The organism is bacterium (assembly GCA_024742285.1).
Taxonomy (GTDB): Bacteria; Myxococcota_A; UBA9160; order UBA9160; family UBA4427; genus UBA4427.
Genome location: JANSYR010000008.1, coordinates 1 through 16,089, shown reverse-complemented (window position 1 = coordinate 16,089; position 16,089 = coordinate 1). Strand labels below are relative to the sequence as shown.

The window sequence follows — 16,089 nt, the reverse complement described above, 5'->3', positions numbered from 1 at the left end:
GCACGATGGCCGAGACGACGACGCGCGAGTTCTGCACGACCGAGGTGGACGGCCACGTCCTCACGGTGACGATCAATCGGCCCGAGCGGATGAACTCCCTCCATTGGATGGCGAACGAGGAGCTCGGGGCGGTCTTCGACGAGTTCGTCGCGGACCCGGAGCTCTGGGTCGCGATCATCACGGGCGCCGGCGATCGTGCCTTCTCCGCCGGCAACGATCTCAAGTACCAGGCCCAGGAAGCCGGCGGCGAGATGAAGTCCGGTCCCGCGAGTGGATTCGGTGGATTGACCGGGCGCTACGACAACACGAAGCCGGTGATCGCGGCGGTGAACGGCGTCGCGATGGGCGGGGGCTTCGAGATCGCGCTCGCCTGCGACCTGATCATCGCTTCGAGCAACGCCGTCTTCGCGCTTCCCGAGCCGAAGGTCGGACTCGCGGCCCTTGCCGGCGGCGTCCATCGGCTCCCGCGCCAGATCGGCCTCAAGCGCGCGATGGGCATGATGTTGACCGGCCGCCGCGTCTCCGCGGAGGAGGGCGAGCGCCTGGGCTTCGTGAACGAGGTGGTCGAGCCCGGCGAGTTGATGGCGGCGGCGCGACGCTGGGCCGATCAGATCGCCGAGTGCGCGCCGCTCTCGGTTCGCGCGACCAAGCAGGCAGCGATGGACGGGATGCGCCACGGCTCGGTCGAGGACGCGATGGCCGACAAGTACCCCGCGATCCGCGACATGGTGAAGAGCGAGGACTTCGTGGAAGGCCCGCTCGCCTTCGCCGAGAAGCGGGCGCCGAACTGGAAGGGGCGTTAGGCCGCTTCCGCGCCAGCCTGGCCTTCGCCTTCGACCGCCTCCGCCTGCCGCTTCGGCTTCGCGATGAACGGGTAGAGGTGCTGGCTGACGAAGCCGTGGGGCAGGGGCTTGCCGACGACGCCATAGGTCTCGGGCCAGCGATCCTGTGCGCCCGCGTGGTACGTGCCGAAGAGCATGTCGAGGAGCGGCAGGTTCGCGGCGTAGTTCTTGTCGATCGCCTCCGAGTCGGCGGCGTGATGCCAGTGGTGGAAGTGGGGCGTCGTGAAGACGTACTCGAGGAAGCCGAAGCGAAGGCCCGTATTCGAGTGGATCAGCACGCCCTGGATCCCGACCCAGACGACGTAGGCGTTGATCGCCGCCTCCGAGAAGCCCAGCAGGTAGATCGGGAGGAGGACCGTCGACCGGGTGAAGAGCACCTCCGCGAAATGGATCCGCGAGCCCGACAGCCAGTCCATGCGCGCGGGGCAGTGGTGCACGGCGTGGAAGTTCCACAGCCACTTGTTCTCGTGCATGAGGCGGTGGCCCCAGTACTGCGCGAAGTCCGCGACGAAGAGCACGAGGCCGAACTGGAGCAGGACGGGAAGGCTCCGCACTGCGCCCTGGACGCCGTCGTGGACGGCCCATCCGAAGAGTCCCTCGGAGAAGAACGTGGTGCAGATCAGGATCACGCTGATCATCACGTGGTTGAACGCGTAGTAGAGCAGGTCCAGCTTCCACTCCTTGCGCAGCGTCAGCTGGTCGGGATCGTGGGGCCAGACGCGCTCGATGAACACGAAGACGATCGTGTTCGCGAGGAGCGCCAGGACGAGCCAATCGAAGCCGAAGCTGACGACCGGCGCCGTCGTGTGCTCGATCTCGATGTTCGCGCCGCCGAGCCACTGGGCGGCCAGCGTGAGGCCGATCCCGGTCAGCCCGAGGCGCTTCGAGCGCGAGAGGAAGACCGAGAGCGCACCGCAGGCGACCGAGAGGAGCATGCCGCCCATCAGCAGGTCGCGGAGGAGTTCGAGGGGGTAGCCGGCGCGGAGCTCCGGGGTCGTCAGGTACTCGGGGAAGTGGAAGCAGAGCGCTGCGACGAGGGCGCAGGCGCCCAGGAAGATCGACGCGAGGCCGCTGATGCGGCCTTCGCCGAAACGGAGCGGGACGTCTTCGGTTCGGGACGGTCGGGTGTTCGGGCTCATCGGGGTCTCCTCGGAGGATCGGCCGCGTGGCTTGTCGGGATTCTCTGGCGGCCGACCTCCTCGACAGCAGCGATCGTGCCAGTTCACGGATTCGAATGATTCCAGGGACTTACGCGCGAATCTGCCGGTCGGACGCGGGCATGACCGGACACTGGATGTCCGTCTCTCGACATTCAGTGGCGTCCCTTGCCATCGCTTTCATCGAAACCTTTCCCCGATCGGCGGCCCTGCCGTTGTAAATGACCGAATGAGTCGGTTATATATGACCCGCCCGTTCGGGAAGGAGACCCATCATGCTCAAGCTCATCCCCCTCATCCTCTGGCTCACGATCGCCCTGTCCTCGGTCGGCTGTAGCGGCGGCCTCGCGAAGGTCGACGTCGGGAAGGTCCTCACGTCCGGCCGCGACGGCTGGCAACACCCCGATCGCGTGATCGAAACGCTCGACCTCCGACCCGGCGATCGGGTCGCGGAGATCGGCGCGGGGGACGGCTACTGGCTCGCCCGGCTCTCGGAGGCCGTCGGGCCGGAGGGGCGCGTCTACGCCGTCGAGGTCGAAGCCGAGCTCGTCGAGGCGCTCGAGGCCCGGGTCGCGCGCGACGGGTTCGACAACGTCGAGGTCGTGTACGGTGCCTACACGGATCCACGGCTGCCGGACGGAGGGATCGACGTGGCGCTCACCTGCTTGACCTATCACCACATCGAGGACCACGTCGCCTATTTCCGCGCCCTCCGGACCGACCTCGCGCCCGACGCCCGTGTCGTGCACCTCGACGACCGGCCGGACGCGCCGGCCCCGATCTCCTGGTTCCAGACGCGCGGCCATTGGACGGCGCCGGCGCGGATCGCCTCCGAGATGGACGAGGCCGGCTACACGCGCACCGGGAGCTTCGACTTCCTGCCCTCCCAGAGCTTCCAGGTCTTCGTCCCGCACGAGTCGTCGGTTGCCGGCGTCGCGTCGGGGCGTTAGGTGGCGCGGCGGATCCCCGAAGATCGCTTCGACGACCTCGTGCGCGGCGCGACGCAGGTCTTCATCGAGGCTGGCTATCGCCGGACCCAGATGGCGGACGTGGCGAACGCCGTGGGTGTCGCCAAGGGAACGCTCTACGGATACGTGGAGAGCAAGGATGCGCTCTTCCTGCTGTGTCTGGCCTCCGCCGATGCGACGAAGCCGATCGCGCTTCCGGAGCCGCTCCCGCTTCCGGCGCCGGCGCCGGGAGAGATCGCCCGACGCGTCACCGAGGCGATCGGGCAGGAGGTGCGGCTGCCGCGGCTCGAAGCGGCCATGGCGATGCGCGGCGTCGACGACGCCGCGGCGGAAGCGCGCGCGATCGTCGGCGAGCTCTTCGACCTGATGTACGCGAAGCGCTTCGGGATCAAGCTTCTCGACCGCTGCATGGACCACCCCGAAATCCAGGGGCTCTGGCAGACCCACGGCCGCGAGGACGTGCGGACCCGGATCCTCGCCTACCTCGAGGCCCGCGCCCGGTCCGGCGATTTCCGGACCTTCGAGGACGTGCGTCTGGCCGCGCGGATGGTGATCGAGATCTGTACGACCTGGGCGGTTCACATCCACTGGGATCGCGCGCCGGAGACCTACGACGAAGGGCTCGCTCGCGCCAACGCGATCGACTTCGCCGTGCGCGGACTCCTGGCATGAGCCGAGAACGATCCGGCGGCATCGGCCTCCGCGCCGCGGCGCTCCTCGTCGCGGGCAACATGATCGGTGTCGGCGCCTTCACGACTTCGGGCTTCGCGCTCGCGGACCTCGGGTCGCCGACGCAGGTGATCGTCGCCTGGGTGGTCGGGGGCGCGATCGCGCTCTGCGGCGCGCTCTCGTATGCGGGGATCGCGGCGCGCCTACCGGGGAACGGCGGCGAGTATCTCTTCCTCTCTCGCGCGGTTCATCCCCTGCTCGGCTTCCTGGCCGGTTGGGTCTCGCTCTTCGCGGGGTTCACGGCGCCGATCGCCGTCGCCGCCCACGGCCTCGAAGCCTATCTGGCGGCGGCGCTGGGGCTCGAGGGACTGCCCGCCGGGCTCGGCGCCCTGGCGATCCTCGCCTGCGGGCTCCTCCATGCGGCGAGTCGCGCCGGCGGCCTTCGGCTCCAGAGTGGCGCGGTCGCGGCGAAGCTCGTCGCGATCGTGCTCTTTCTCGTCCTGGGCGCTCTCGCCGTCGCGCGTCCGGAGTCGGGCACCGTCGCCTCGACTGCGTCGCCGCCGCCGTTCCAGCTCCCGGCCTTCGCCGTGACCCTCGTGTGGATCTCCTTCGCCTACTCCGGCTGGAACGCCGCCGTCTACGTGGCCGGCGAGCTCGACCGACCGACCTGGACCCTTCCGCGCGCGCTCGTCCTCGGGACGGTCGCCGTCTCGCTCTTCTACGTGGCGCTCAACGCCGTCTTCGTGCTGGCGGCGCCGGTCGAGGCTCTGGCCGGGCGCGCCGACGTGGGCGCCGTCGCGGCGGAGGCGATCGGGGGCGCATGGGCGCGAACCGCGCTGGCCGGGATCGTCGCCCTCGGTCTCTTCACGTCCATCTCGGCGATGGTCATGGTGGGCCCCCGCGTCTACGCGCAGATGGCGTCCGACGGTCTGCTTCCATCGGCCCTCGCCGGAGGCGACGAGAGTCCGCGCGCGGCGATCGCGCTCCAGGTCGCCCTGTCGGTGTTGGCCTACTTCGTTGCCGACCTGCGTGCGCTCCTCGACTATGCCGGCTTCATGCTGGGGCTCTCCGCCGCGGCGACGGTGGCGACGCTCTTCCTTCCGGCGGTCCGGCGGCTCGAGGGCCCGCCCGTCTGGGGGGCGCCTCTGGTTCCGCTCGTCTTCATCGGCGCGACCCTCGGCAGCAGCGCCTTCCTCGTGATGCGCGAGCCACGGGAGGCGGCGGTCGGCCTCGGCACGGTCGTCGTCGGCGCCGCGGTCTACGCGCTCATGCGTCGTGAAAGGTGGGACTGAAACCGCGAAGCGGAGAGCCCCGCGATCCGCGCCGATCGTGCGCGTCCCTCGGTCACATTGGCCGCGAGCGAACGCTAGGCGAGCTCGAGCAGGACGTCGCGCAGGACGCGGAGCCCGTGGTCCAGCTCGTCGGCCGCGATCGTGAGCGGCGGCGCGAGTCGGAGCACGTTTCCGCCCGCGGAGATGACGAGGACGCCGCGTTCGCGGCAGGCGTCGATGATCGCGCCGGGCGCCTCCTTCATGGCGAGGCCACGGAGCAGGCCACGTCCACGCGCCTCGAGGACCTTCTCGGGGCCGGCGGCCGCGGCGATCTCGGCGAGGCCGTCGCCGAGGCGCTCGCCCATCGCCTTCGCGTGGTCGAGTACGCCTCCGAAGAGCTCGTCGAAGACGGCGCAGGCCACCGCGCAGGCGAGCGGGTTGCCGCCGAAGGTCGACGCGTGCGTGCCGGGCACGAGCGCCTTCGAGAGCGTGCGCGTGGTCGCCATCGCACCGATCGGGATTCCGCCGCCGAGCGCCTTGGCGAGGGTCATCACGTCGGGCGTGACCCCTTCCTGCTCGTGGGCGAAGAGTGTCCCCGTCCGTCCCATGCCCACCTGCACCTCGTCGAACATCAGCAGGCAGCCGTTCTCGTCGGCCAGGTCCCGCAGGCCCTGCAGGAAGCCGGGCGGTGCGGTCCGGATTCCGCCCTCGCCCTGGATCGGCTCCACGAGGATCGCGGCGGTCTTCTCGGAGAGGAGCGCCCGGACGGAGTCGAGGTCGCCGAAGGTCGCATGATGGACGCCCGGGACCATCGGGCCGAAACCTTCCCAGTAGGCGGGCGTGCCCGTCGCCGTCACCGTGAAGAGCGTGCGTCCGTGGAAGGCGCCTTCGAAGGCGATGATCTCGTGACGCGGGTCGCCGCGGTCGTGGTGGTGGCGGCGGGCGAGCTTGAGTGCGGCCTCGTTCGCCTCCGCGCCCGAGTTGCAGAAGTAGACCGCTTCGGCGAAAGAGTTCGCGGTGATGCGCTCTGCGAGCTGGATCTGCGGCTCGGTCGTATAGAGGTTCGAGACGTGCCAGAGCTTGCCCGCCTGTTCCGCGAGCGCGGCCTGGAGCTTCGGGTTCGCGTGACCGAGGGTCGCGGTCGCGATTCCGCCCATCAGATCGAGAAACTTGTTGCCTTCGGCGTCGAAGAGCCAGGAGCCCTCGCCGCGCACGAGCGCGATGGGCTGCGGGGCGTAGTTGCCGACGAGGACGTCCTGTCCTCGCTTTTCGATTTCTTCGTTGGTGCTCATGGCCTGTTCTGCTCTCGGGGGAATCCGCGGGGATCCGGTGGCGGGCCTACTATACGGCGCGCATCGGAGCGCCGCGATTCGCGGCATCGGCCCCCGGGTCGCGTCGCGTAGACTCTCCGAGACGAGGAGACGGCATGCTCGAAGCGCTCGGCGAAGGAATCTGGACTGCAGACGCCCCTCTCTCGCTCGCAGGGGCGCGATTCGGTACGCGCATGACCGTCGTGCAGCTCGGTGACGGGGGCGTGGTGTTGATCTCGCCCATCCCGATCGACGACGCCGCGGCGGCCGAGATCGAAGCGATCGGCCCGGTCCGCGCGATCGTGGCCCCGAACGCCTTCCACCACTTCTACTTCGTCGCGGCGGCGAAGCGCTTTCCGGAGGCGGCTTGCTTCGTCGCTCCGGGGACGGAGCCCAAGCTGAAGGGCGACGTTCCGCCGCTCACGGTCCTCGGAGGAGAGACCGAGTCGCTCTGGACGGATGCGCTCCGACAGGTCGCGCTCGAGGGAACGCCGGCGACGAACGAGATCGTCTTCTTCCACGCCGCTTCCCGCACGCTGATCGTGACCGACCTCTGCTTCCACTTCGAGCCGGCGCCCGGCGGCTGGACGGGGATCTTCCTCTGGCTGGCGGGGGCTCGCGGGGGCCTCAAGGTCTCCCGACTGATGCGTTCGATGATGAAGGACCGCGTCGCCGTGCGTGCGTCGATCGGGAAGATGCTCGAGTACGACTTCGACGACCTGGTCGTCGCGCACGGCTCGGTCGTTCGGGGCGCCGCGAAAGAGAAATTCCGCGTCGCGACGGGGGACCTCTAGGGTGGCCGCGGAGATCACGCTGCGCCCGATCGGGATCGTCGCCTGTCCGCGGAGCGAGGCGATCGACGACGGTTGGGGAGCGATCGAATCGACGATCACCCTCGATGCCGAGCGCTTCGGGCCCGAGGTGCTCGCCGGCCTCGATGCCTTCTCGCACGTCGAAGTCGTGTTCCACTTCGATCGGGTCGACGAGTCGAAGGTGAACCTCGGGAGCCGTCATCCACGCGGCAACGAGGCATGGCCGAAGGTCGGGATCTTCGCCCAGCGCGCGAAGGGGCGACCGAATCGGCTCGGCATCACGACGTGCGAGCTGCTCGGCGTCGACGGTCTCACCCTCCGCGTGCGAGGTCTCGACGCGATCGACGGGACGCCGGTCCTCGACCTCAAGCCCTTCATGACGGAGTTCGCGCCACGCAGCGCGACGCGGCAGCCGGACTGGAGCTCCGAGCTGATGGCGGGATACTGGGCGCTCGCGGACGACGAGTCCTAGGCGGTTCCGGTCGCGCTCAGAGCGCCCGCGTCGGGCCGGTGTCGGCGCCGACCCTTCCCGTCACGAGATAGGGCCGCACGCTCTTGCGCTTGCCCTTGAGCAGGACCTCGTCGAGGGCTTCCGCCGTGTATGCGTGGCGCACGGCTTCCCAGGTCGACTCGCCGATCACCACCTGGCCGGGCCGGGCGACGGAGGACTCGAGGCGGCTGGCGATGTTCACCACGTCGCCGATGACCGTGTAGTCCTTGCGGGCGGGGGAGCCGATGTCGCCGACGACGACCGAGCCCGAGTTCACGCCGATGCGCATCTGGATCGGACGGACGCCTTCGCGCGCGTCGTTCAAGCGCGCGAGGGCCTCCTGCATCTGCAGCGCCGCTTCGACGGCGCGCTCCGCGTGGTCCGCCATCGGGAGCGGTGCGCCGAAGAAGGCCATCATGCCGTCGCCGCGGAACTTGTCGAGGGTGCCGTCGAGGGCGAAGACGGCGCTCGTGAGGCGCTCGAAGACCTGGTTGAGGATCAGCACGACCTCCGAGGGCGGGAGCCGTTCCGCCATCGTCGTGAAGCCCGTGAGATCGGCGAAGAGGATGGAGACGTCGCCTTCGTCGGCGACCATGCTGCCCATGCCGGCCTCGGGGTCGGCGATGATCCGTTCGACGACCGCCGGCGAGCTGTAGCGGGCGAGGCGCACGCGGCGTTCCTGCTCCCGACGTACGTCGTCCCGCAGTCCCGCCTGCTCCACCGCGATCGCGGCGAGGAGCGCGAGGATCGAGAGCGCCTGGAGCTGGGGCATGTCGAAGGGGTGGGCGCTCGACTGACGGTCGACGTAGATGTAGCCGCTGACCTTGTCGTCCCGGAGGAGCGGCGCGCACATCGCCGAGTGGATGTCCATCATGATCACGCTCTCGGCGCCGCCGAAGCGTTCGTCCATGGCGGTGTCCTTGATCAGGACCGCCTGCTTCTCCTCGATCGCGACGCCGGTGATGTTCGTGCTGATCTCGATCGGCGCGTCCGGGACTCCCTCGCGGTTGCGCATGGCCATCGGCTCGATCCCGCCGGAGGCCTCGTCGTACAGACAGATCACGCCGCGCTCGACGGGGATGTTCGCGAAGACGAGGGAGAGGATCCGGTCCAGGGTCTCGGGCAGCGTCGTACACGAGAGCAGGCTCTCGGCGGACTCGGAAACGAGGCGGAGCAGCTCCGGGCTCGTGCCGCCTTCGGGAATCGGCGTGCGGAGCAGATCGTCGTCGACGCCGGCGAGCACGTCCTTGTCGGTGAAGGGCGACGGCTGCGGGGCCAGTTTTCGCTCGCCTGCGGCCTGGAGCAGGTGATCGAGGCCCTGGAGATCGAGCACCTCGGTGTGCATCGCCGGTGCCTTGTCTTCGTCGAAGATCACGCGGGCGCGGGAGGCGGCGGACTCGGGGCCGATCTCGACGAACATGCGGATCGATCCGAGGTCGAGGCGGTCCCCGTTCCGGAGGACCTGCTCCTTCACGTGGAAGGTGTTCACCCGCGAGCCGTTCTTGCTCTCGAGGTCGGTGAGGAGCCAGCCATCGTCTTCGAAGGCGAGGCGCGCGTGCTGGCGCGAGATGCTGTCGTGGGCGAGCAGCAGATCGCACTCGGGCGCGCGCCCGATCACGACCGGTCGATCGCTCACGGTGAAGACCCGGTCGCGTCCCTCGTGCTGGAAGCGCAAGCGGCAGACGATGCGATCTCCCTGCTCCGTGGACATGCGTGCGCTCCGGGTTCGAGGATGGGACGGTCGGGGGAGATCCCCTGTTCTCAATCGGCGGAATGGGCCGGGAACTCAAGCCGCGGCCCGGCGGCCTCACGGCGCCTCGAAGACGCGCCCTTCGTAGACCGTGCCCCAGACGCCGATGTCCTTGATCCGGGCCGGTCGGACGTCGTAGGGATTCTTCTCGAGGACCACGAAATCGGCCTTCTTGCCCGGCGCGATGCTGCCCACCTCGTCGTCGAGGCGGAGGTTCCAGGCGGCGTCGATCGTGACGGCGCGAAGCGCCTCGTCGACGGTCACACGCTGCTCCGGGGCCATGATCCGACCTTCCTGGGTCCGTCGCGTGACCGCGGTCGTGACGGCGAGCAGGGGTTCGAGCGGCCCCATCGGGCAGTCCGAATGCATCGTGAAGGGAATTCCTGCCCGGGACAGGGAGCCCAGGCGGGTCATCTGCGACGCGCGCGCGTAGCCGAGTCCGTGGCGCGCGTACTTGTCGGCGAAGTAGTGGGCATAGTAGCCGTTGATCGAGACCGAACCGCCGCCGAGTCGGGCGAAGCGCTCGACCTGATCGTCCCGGGACATGCCGAAGTGTTCGAGGCTGAAGCGGAAGTCGCTGCGCGGATGCTCGGCCTTCAGCCGTTCGAAGACATCGAGGACGACGTCGAGGCCCTCGTCTCCGTTCACGTGGTAGTAGACGTCGAAGCCCTGCTTCCACCACGGCTCGACGACGCCGTACTGGAGCTCCGGCGGGATCATCCACTCGCCTTCGTGCCCGTCGAGGTAGCCGGGCGGTCCCATCCGCATGAGCTGCGAGATGAAGGCGCCATCGGCCAGCGACTTGATCGCCTTCGGCCAGCGCAGCTGGTCGTTGGCTTCCGCGCGGATCGACTGGAACTTCGTGACCGCCGCTTCGCCCGCGGCGATCTGCCAGCCGGCGGGGGCGTGGATGAAGAGCGTGCGGAAAGGGACGTCCTCGCCCTGGAGATGGGCCTTCGACGCATCCCATTCGACGTCGATCCCGATCGTGCTGCCCGCGACCATGTCCGCTGCCGTCGTGAGGCCGCCACGCTGCATGAGCACGCGAAACGTCTCGAGCCCTTGCTCGATCTTCTCGGGGGTCTCCGTGATCGGCGCGATCGCCATGTTCGCGACGCCCATGCCCATTTCGGCGAAGTGCCCGCGCTCGAGGTCGATCTGGTTCCCGAAGCGCTCGAGGGCCTCGTCGGGAATCGGGATCATCGCCATCGCCTTCGAGTTGGCGACGATCTCGTGATACGACCGGTGCCAGAGGAGCAGCGGCTTGTCCGGTGCGATCGCGTCGAGATCGTCGCGTCCGAAGTCGCCGTGCCAGAGCCGGTGCCAACCCCAGACGATCTGCGGCACGTCGTCGTGGGGCCACGCGGCCGAGAGCGTCTTCAGACGCGCGACGAAGTCCTCGCGGTTCGTGACCGACTCGACCCGGCCGCTCGGCAGGTTCCAGGCTTCCGGCGCCGCGATGTCTACGGTCAGGAGCTTTCCGGCCAGGAAGGGGTGGACGTGGGGGTCGACGAAGCCCGGGAGGAGGACCTGCTTCCGAAACTGGCGATCGATTGTGTGGGGCACGTCCTCGAGCCAGGGCGCCATCGTGTCGAGGCTGCCGACGTCGATGATCCGACCGGTCTCGCCGTCGACGGCGACCGCGGTGGCCTCGGGCTGTCCCGGCTCCATCGTGACGATCTGCTTCGCGACGAAGACCGTCACGTCCTCGAAGGGCGGTGCCGTCGGGGCGTTCGCGCGGGCGAGGGCCGAGGTGGGCGCCGCGAGTACGAAGAGGAGGACGAGAACGGACACGCAGGCGTGCGAGCGAGCGAGTAGCATGGCGGCGCATGATACTCGAAGGCGATGTGCCCCCTGCGCTGGAGCCGAGCCGTCTGGCGATCGGGGCGCCCGACCGCGCCGCGCGACGGTCGCTGGTCGACGTGCTCGCGCGTGCTTTCCGGGACAATCCGATGAACGCGCGGATCCACGGACCGGATCCGCCGCGGCGCGTGCGGGCCAACGCCGCCGGCCTGCGGTCCCTGGTGCTCGACCATTCCGACACGGTCGTTTCGAGGGTGATCACCTACGACTCGGGCGTCATCGGCGGCTTCATCGTGGCGCCGCCCGGTACTTTCCCCCTGCCGCGGCCGTCGATCCGGCGGCAATTCGAGTGCTTCTGGCTACAGGGTGCGGGGGCGATGGGCGCATGGTCGGCGGTGACGGCTTCGCTCGCTCAGTACCGACCCCGGGAGCCCCATTGGTACCTCTCGGTCCTTGGGGTCGAGCCGGTGTGGCAGGGGCGCGGGATCGGCGCGGCGCTGCTCGGATCGATCGAAGACCTCGTCGCGGCCTCGCCCGCCCCGCTCTGCCTCGAATGCGATCGGCCGGAGAGCGTGCGCTTCTACCGCGCCCACGGCTTCGAGGTGCGCGCCGAGGACGTCGTGCACGGCGTGCCGTGCTGGTGCCTCGGCCGCGGCTTCCCGTCGGGAGATTCCGCCTGAGGCGGGCGATCGGGGCCCACTTCGCTGACGAAACAGCGCTTCTATGCGATCCTGTTCGCCAAGCCCGTGGCCTGTGGCCTCCCTCGGTCGCATGCCGGGCTGATCCCCCCACAGCATTTCGGGGCCTCTGCGGCCCCGAATTCGGAACGATCGGAAGTCGCGCCATGAGCACGGGTCTTTCGTCTCCTCATCCGGCTGTGTCGGGAACCCAGGATCGCGGTGCGCCGACGGTCGCGCGCACGCCGCGAACCGGTCAGGCCGCGCCGCCGCGGTCCGCGAGCGGTGAACGCACGCGTCTGCGGGCCGATGACGGCCGACTCGTCCGCGGTCGGCGAAGCCGCGCGCGCATCCGCGAGGCGGCTCGCGAACTGTTCCGGGAACGGGGCTTCGATGGCGCCACGCTCCGGGCGATCGCCGAGCGCGCCGGGATGGGCGCGAGCTCGATCTACCGCCACGTCCAGTCGAAGGAAGAGCTCCTGATCGACGAGCTCACCGAGATGCAGGAGGAGGCCTGGACGCGCTTCCGCGCCGTCGACGATCGCGACCGGCCGACCGACGTGCGGCTGCGCGAGTTCTTCGATGTCCAGCACGAGCTGCTCGTCGCCGACCGCGACCTGACGACGATCGCCCTGCGCGCGACGACCAAGACCGAGGCGCGCGTCGCGAAGCGCGTGCTCCAGCTCTACGACCGCACGATCGGCCTCCTGATGGAGATCCTCCAGCGAGGTCGCCAGAAGCAGCACCTCGCCCGCGAGGTCGACGTCCTCGAGACCGCTCGCGTCCTCTTCCACGTGTCGAACGGCGCGCGGATCCCGTGGGCGAACGGGCTGGTCACCGATGACGCCCTCCGGAAGTCGATGCACCAGGCGGTGGATCTCCTGTTCAGAGGCGTGTCGTAGGTTCGACGTGCGCATCCGGTGGAGGCCCAGCCATGGTCGCGAGACGGTGCGCCCCGCGGCGAATGGCTCGGCCTTCGTAGGCGGGGCGTCTTCGATTCCGTGGTTCACGCTGGCCGTACGACCCGCTAGCGGGTACGGGGCGCGGGCCTGCGCTTTATTTCGCCGCGAGACACCCCGCCTCGCTCCCGCGGATCGTGTTGCTCGCTGGGGATGCGCGCGTGCTCGGTTTTCTCGATCGAACGCGGAGCTGGGGCGTGTCGTCTTGCTTCGGCGGGAGTGAGCGGCTCGGGGGCGGCCGCAGTGGAATCAAGCGCAGCCCAGCCGACGGGGTATTCAGTGGGTCGTATGGTCAGCTCGAAGCGCGGGATGCGGACACGCCCCGCCTATGGGGCGAGCCATCCACTGCGGACGTCCACGGGCCGCGAACGGCGGACGAGCGACCGCGGCGCGTTCATTGGCGAAGCGAGCCATCCACTGCGGACGTCCACGGGCCGCGAACGGCGGACGAGCGACCGCGGCGCGTTCAGCGGCGGATCCCTTCGAGGTCCTCGTCGTTCTCGATCTTGACGAGGAGCTCGCGCATCCAGGTCTTGTACTCGTCGCTGTCCCAGGCGCGGTGGTCGCCGCGGCGGTAGGCCTGGGCGTTCCAGTGGTACTGCCAGGCGTTCTGGCGGTTGGGGCGGGCGGAGTCGCGTTCGGCGATCTGCTTGGCGGGGACGCCGGCGATGATCGAGCCGGCGGGGAAGACGTCGCCTTCCTTGATCATGGCGCCGCCCGCGACGATCGAGCCGCGGCCGATCCGGGCGCCGTCCATCACGACGGCGTTGATGCCGATCAGGCAGTCGTCTTCGATCGTGCAGCCGTGGATCGTCGCGTGATGGGTGATCGAGCAGAAGTCGCCGATCACGGTCGGGAAGTCGTACCCGATGTGGATCATCACGAAATCCTGGAGATTCGTGTAGCGACCGACCTTCACGTGGTGCGACTCCGAGCGGACGACGACGTTCGGCCAGACCGACGACTCGGCACCGATCTCGACGCGTCCGTAGAGCTGCGCGGTCGGGTGGACGAAGACGCTCGCGTCGATGTTCTGGAGATCGTCCTGGCTCATCATCGGGGTCTCGATCGGGCGCTAGTGGATGCGGTTGACGGTATAGCCGGCTTTCCGGAGGAGGGCGGGGACGCCGACGTCGCCGACGACGTGGAGCGCACCGACGGCGACGAGCACCGTCTGCCCCTTGCGTGCCGGATCCCTGGCGATCGCTTCGAGGGGCACGAGCCACCTCTCGTTGCGATCGTCGAGCAGGAGCGTGTACACGGCTTCGAGCTCCGGGAGTTCGTCGACGCCTGCACGCGCCTGATCGAGGAGCGTCGCGCGATCGGCCTCGCGCCACGCTTCGACCAGCAGGGCCAGCTCCGCATCGGCCTCGTCCAGTCGGGAGAGCGCGTCCCGGAGCATCAGGTCCTGGAGCGGCAGGGGGAGTCCGTCGAGCATGTCGAGTTGCTCGACGTAGGTCTCGAGCGCGAGCATCTCGTCGCCGCCGAAGCGCTCGAGGAGGGCACTCTCGACCGATTTCGAGAGGCTCAGGTCGGAACGCTGCGCGGACAGCTCGCCCAGCCCGACGAAGAGGAACCAGGGCTCGTAGAGGCTTCGTGCACGGGCCGTCAGTCCGATCTCGGAGAGCTCGGCGTCGCGCGCCTCGAGGACCGCGTTCGTCTCCGGCGAAAGGACGTCGGGTAGACGTCGTCCGCCCTGAAGGATCACCCGTTCTGCGGTCGCCGTCGCGACTTCGTCGGCGTCGAGACCGGCGACGTCGATCTCGAGGACGAGGGTGTCGGCTTCGGCGACGACGCGTTCGATTTCCGGGGAGAAGCGCCAGCCGTCGGGCGGCCCGAGATGGATCGTGCCGAGAAGGAAGAGTGTCGGCCCCGTTTCGGTTTCGACCCGGACGAAGGGCGGACGGGCGAGGCCGTCGGGCTCGGGGGGCGACGCGTGGTCGGCGGTCCGGCCGCAGGCGGCGCCGAGCAGGACGACGAGCGCGAGGACGAGACCGCGTCGGAGCCGGCCGAGACCGACGTCGAAGATCGTGTGCTGGCATCGAGCCACGAGAACCCCCCTTGGCCGGCAGTCTACTCGTCGCCCGCGGGTTTCTGCTACCGATGGGCCGCGTCGCAGCTGGAACGTTGGCGGCGAAGGACCCAGGAGACGCCCCCCATGCGCGCCGTCGTCGTCGATCGACTCATGACTCCCGAAGAGCTGTCCGTGCGGGAGATCGATCCCCCGAGCCTCGGAGAGGGCGAGCTGCGAATCGAGGTTCGCGCGGCGGGCTGCAACTTCTCCGACGTGTTGATGCTGAAGGGCGAGTACCAGGTGAAGCCGCCGCTGCCCTTCGTGCCCGGCGGTGAGGTCGGGGGGCTCGTCAAGGAGGTCGGGCCCGGCGTGAGCGGGTTCGCGGTGGGCGATCGCGTGCTGTCGCGTTGCGCGCTCGGCGGGTTCGCGGAAGAGGTCGCTGCTCCGGCTTCGCAGACCTATGCGCTTCCGGACGCGCTCCCCTTCGAAGCGGGGGCGGCGCTGCCCACCGTCTATCCGACGTCCTACGCGGCGCTCGTCTGGCGCGCGCCGGTCGCCACCGGGGAGACGCTCCTGGTGCACGCGGCAGCGGGGGGCGTCGGCCTCTCCGCCGTGCAGATCGGCAAGGCCCTCGGCGCCCGGGTGATCGCCACCGCCGGCGGGCCCGAGAAGCTCGAGATCGCGCGCCGGGCCGGGGCGGACGTATTGATCGACTATCGAAAGGACGACTTCGTCCCGATCGTGATGGAGGAGACCGGAGGGCGCGGGGCCGACGTGATCTACGACTCCGTCGGCGGGGACACGACCGACCGCTCCCTCAAGTGCATCGCCTGGAACGGTCGCCTGCTCGTGATCGGCTTCGCGGGGGGCGACATCCCCAGCATCAAGATGAACCGGGTGCTGCTCAAGAACATCTCCCTCGTCGGACTCCATTGGAGTGCGTATCCCGAGAAGGAGCCCGAGGCGATCGATGCGTGCATGGAAGGGCTCTTCGAGATGGCAGCAGTCGGCGGGATCGATCCGCTGATCGGTGCGCGGCACCCGCTCGAGGAGGCCGGTGAGGCGCTGACCGCGCTCGCCTCTCGCAAGACCGTCGGCAAGGTCGTCCTCGTTCCCTGAGACGTGGACCGTAGTCTGCACCCGGCACGCATCCTGCGATGTCGGCCTGCATGCCGACTCCGCCCTTCCTGCGTCGCCCACCCCACTGCCCCAACCCCGACTGCGATTTCCATGCAGATCCAACCGGTTGGCGCTTTCAGAAGAAGGGCTTCTACGAACGAGAGGCCCGGCCCCGCCGGATCCAGCGGTATCGCTGTACTCATTGCGGCAGCTACTTCAGTTCACAGACCTTCTCCCCGTCCTACTGG

The 16,089-nt window shown here is 69.2% G+C and carries 16 protein-coding genes; 10 read left to right on the top strand and 6 right to left on the bottom strand.

Translation table 11 applies throughout. The features are described from left to right. The first annotated feature begins 5 nt into the window (after positions 1 to 5). Positions 6 to 803, top strand: coding sequence for an enoyl-CoA hydratase-related protein (locus NXI30_15295; GenBank protein ID MCR9095586.1), 798 nt, complete (start codon positions 6 to 8; stop codon positions 801 to 803). Here the strand turns inward: NXI30_15295 and NXI30_15290 are convergent. Then, positions 800 to 1,981: a sterol desaturase family protein gene (locus NXI30_15290; protein ID MCR9095585.1), complete on the bottom strand. Its 1,182-nt coding sequence runs from the start codon at positions 1,979 to 1,981 to the stop codon at positions 800 to 802. The two genes, NXI30_15295 and NXI30_15290, sit on opposite strands and share 4 nt — an antisense overlap. 293 nt (positions 1,982 to 2,274) lie before the next feature. Here NXI30_15290 and NXI30_15285 point away from each other — a divergent pair, with 293 nt between their 5' ends. From NXI30_15285 to NXI30_15275, 3 genes are read left to right on the top strand one after another with little or no spacing between them, the layout of a single operon-like run. Further along, entirely contained in the window at positions 2,275 to 2,949 is a 675-nt protein-coding gene (locus NXI30_15285) for a methyltransferase domain-containing protein (protein MCR9095584.1), read from the top strand. Further along, on the top strand, positions 2,950 to 3,639 hold the full coding sequence (locus NXI30_15280; protein ID MCR9095583.1) for a TetR/AcrR family transcriptional regulator: 690 nt from the start codon (positions 2,950 to 2,952) through the stop codon (positions 3,637 to 3,639). Beyond that, positions 3,636 to 4,928, top strand: a complete 1,293-nt coding sequence (locus NXI30_15275) for an amino acid permease (GenBank protein MCR9095582.1) — start codon at positions 3,636 to 3,638, stop codon at positions 4,926 to 4,928. Before NXI30_15280 ends, NXI30_15275 begins: the two co-directional genes overlap by 4 nt. 74 nt (positions 4,929 to 5,002) lie before the next feature. Here the strand turns inward: NXI30_15275 and NXI30_15270 are convergent, their stop codons facing one another. Further along, positions 5,003 to 6,199: an aspartate aminotransferase family protein gene (locus tag NXI30_15270; protein MCR9095581.1), complete on the bottom strand. Its 1,197-nt coding sequence runs from the start codon at positions 6,197 to 6,199 to the stop codon at positions 5,003 to 5,005. A gap of 134 nt (positions 6,200 to 6,333) precedes the next feature. Here NXI30_15270 and NXI30_15265 point away from each other — a divergent pair, with 134 nt between their 5' ends. Next, positions 6,334 to 7,011 (top strand): DUF4336 domain-containing protein, encoded by a 678-nt coding sequence (locus NXI30_15265; GenBank protein ID MCR9095580.1) that lies wholly within the window; start codon positions 6,334 to 6,336, stop codon positions 7,009 to 7,011. Position 7,012: 1 nt separating this feature from the next. Beyond that, on the top strand, positions 7,013 to 7,501 hold the full coding sequence (locus NXI30_15260) for an SAM-dependent methyltransferase (GenBank protein MCR9095579.1): 489 nt from the start codon (positions 7,013 to 7,015) through the stop codon (positions 7,499 to 7,501). Between the two features lie 16 nt (positions 7,502 to 7,517). On the opposite strand, the gene NXI30_15255 is transcribed toward NXI30_15260, so the two are convergent. Together NXI30_15255 and NXI30_15250 are read right to left on the bottom strand one after the other, a co-directional pair. Continuing rightward, entirely contained in the window at positions 7,518 to 9,230 is a 1,713-nt protein-coding gene (locus tag NXI30_15255) for an FHA domain-containing protein (GenBank protein ID MCR9095578.1), read from the bottom strand. Positions 9,231 to 9,326: 96 nt separating this feature from the next. Beyond that, positions 9,327 to 11,090 (bottom strand): amidohydrolase, encoded by a 1,764-nt coding sequence (locus tag NXI30_15250; GenBank protein ID MCR9095577.1) that lies wholly within the window; start codon positions 11,088 to 11,090, stop codon positions 9,327 to 9,329. Positions 11,091 to 11,098: 8 nt separating this feature from the next. Between NXI30_15250 and NXI30_15245 the strand changes: the two genes are divergently transcribed. Both NXI30_15245 and NXI30_15240 read left to right on the top strand, forming a co-directional pair. Continuing rightward, on the top strand, positions 11,099 to 11,752 hold the full coding sequence (locus NXI30_15245; GenBank protein MCR9095576.1) for a GNAT family N-acetyltransferase: 654 nt from the start codon (positions 11,099 to 11,101) through the stop codon (positions 11,750 to 11,752). 197 nt (positions 11,753 to 11,949) lie between these two features. Next, positions 11,950 to 12,651, top strand: a complete 702-nt coding sequence (locus tag NXI30_15240; protein MCR9095575.1) for a TetR/AcrR family transcriptional regulator — start codon at positions 11,950 to 11,952, stop codon at positions 12,649 to 12,651. A gap of 523 nt (positions 12,652 to 13,174) precedes the next feature. Here NXI30_15240 and NXI30_15235 read toward each other — a convergent pair. Together NXI30_15235 and NXI30_15230 are read right to left on the bottom strand one after the other, a co-directional pair. Further along, positions 13,175 to 13,765 (bottom strand): gamma carbonic anhydrase family protein, encoded by a 591-nt coding sequence (locus NXI30_15235; protein ID MCR9095574.1) that lies wholly within the window; start codon positions 13,763 to 13,765, stop codon positions 13,175 to 13,177. Positions 13,766 to 13,783: 18 nt separating this feature from the next. Next, entirely contained in the window at positions 13,784 to 14,758 is a 975-nt protein-coding gene (locus tag NXI30_15230; GenBank protein ID MCR9095573.1) for a TraB/GumN family protein, read from the bottom strand. A 108-nt stretch (positions 14,759 to 14,866) separates the two neighbouring features. Here NXI30_15230 and NXI30_15225 point away from each other — a divergent pair, with 108 nt between their 5' ends. Together NXI30_15225 and NXI30_15220 are read left to right on the top strand one after the other, a co-directional pair. Next, complete coding sequence (locus tag NXI30_15225) at positions 14,867 to 15,841, top strand: NADPH:quinone oxidoreductase family protein (GenBank protein ID MCR9095572.1); 975 nt, start codon at positions 14,867 to 14,869, stop codon at positions 15,839 to 15,841. 50 nt (positions 15,842 to 15,891) lie between these two features. After that, a partial coding sequence (locus NXI30_15220; protein MCR9095571.1) for a hypothetical protein occupies positions 15,892 to 16,089 on the top strand: 198 nt, incomplete at its 3' end.

What these genes read in the sequence shown, in the direction of transcription:
- NXI30_15295 (MCR9095586.1), top strand. Translation starts at nt 6, where the DNA reads ATGGCCGAGACGACGACGCGCGAGTTCTGCACGACCGAGGTGGACGGC.
- NXI30_15290 (MCR9095585.1), bottom strand. Translation starts at nt 1,981, where the DNA reads ATGAGCCCGAACACCCGACCGTCCCGAACCGAAGACGTCCCGCTCCGT.
- NXI30_15285 (MCR9095584.1), top strand. Translation starts at nt 2,275, where the DNA reads ATGCTCAAGCTCATCCCCCTCATCCTCTGGCTCACGATCGCCCTGTCC.
- NXI30_15275 (MCR9095582.1), top strand. Translation starts at nt 3,636, where the DNA reads ATGAGCCGAGAACGATCCGGCGGCATCGGCCTCCGCGCCGCGGCGCTC.
- NXI30_15270 (MCR9095581.1), bottom strand. Translation starts at nt 6,199, where the DNA reads ATGAGCACCAACGAAGAAATCGAAAAGCGAGGACAGGACGTCCTCGTC.
- NXI30_15265 (MCR9095580.1), top strand. Translation starts at nt 6,334, where the DNA reads ATGCTCGAAGCGCTCGGCGAAGGAATCTGGACTGCAGACGCCCCTCTC.
- NXI30_15255 (MCR9095578.1), bottom strand. Translation starts at nt 9,230, where the DNA reads ATGTCCACGGAGCAGGGAGATCGCATCGTCTGCCGCTTGCGCTTCCAG.
- NXI30_15250 (MCR9095577.1), bottom strand. Translation starts at nt 11,090, where the DNA reads ATGCTACTCGCTCGCTCGCACGCCTGCGTGTCCGTTCTCGTCCTCCTC.
- NXI30_15245 (MCR9095576.1), top strand. Translation starts at nt 11,099, where the DNA reads ATGATACTCGAAGGCGATGTGCCCCCTGCGCTGGAGCCGAGCCGTCTG.
- NXI30_15235 (MCR9095574.1), bottom strand. Translation starts at nt 13,765, where the DNA reads ATGATGAGCCAGGACGATCTCCAGAACATCGACGCGAGCGTCTTCGTC.
- NXI30_15225 (MCR9095572.1), top strand. Translation starts at nt 14,867, where the DNA reads ATGCGCGCCGTCGTCGTCGATCGACTCATGACTCCCGAAGAGCTGTCC.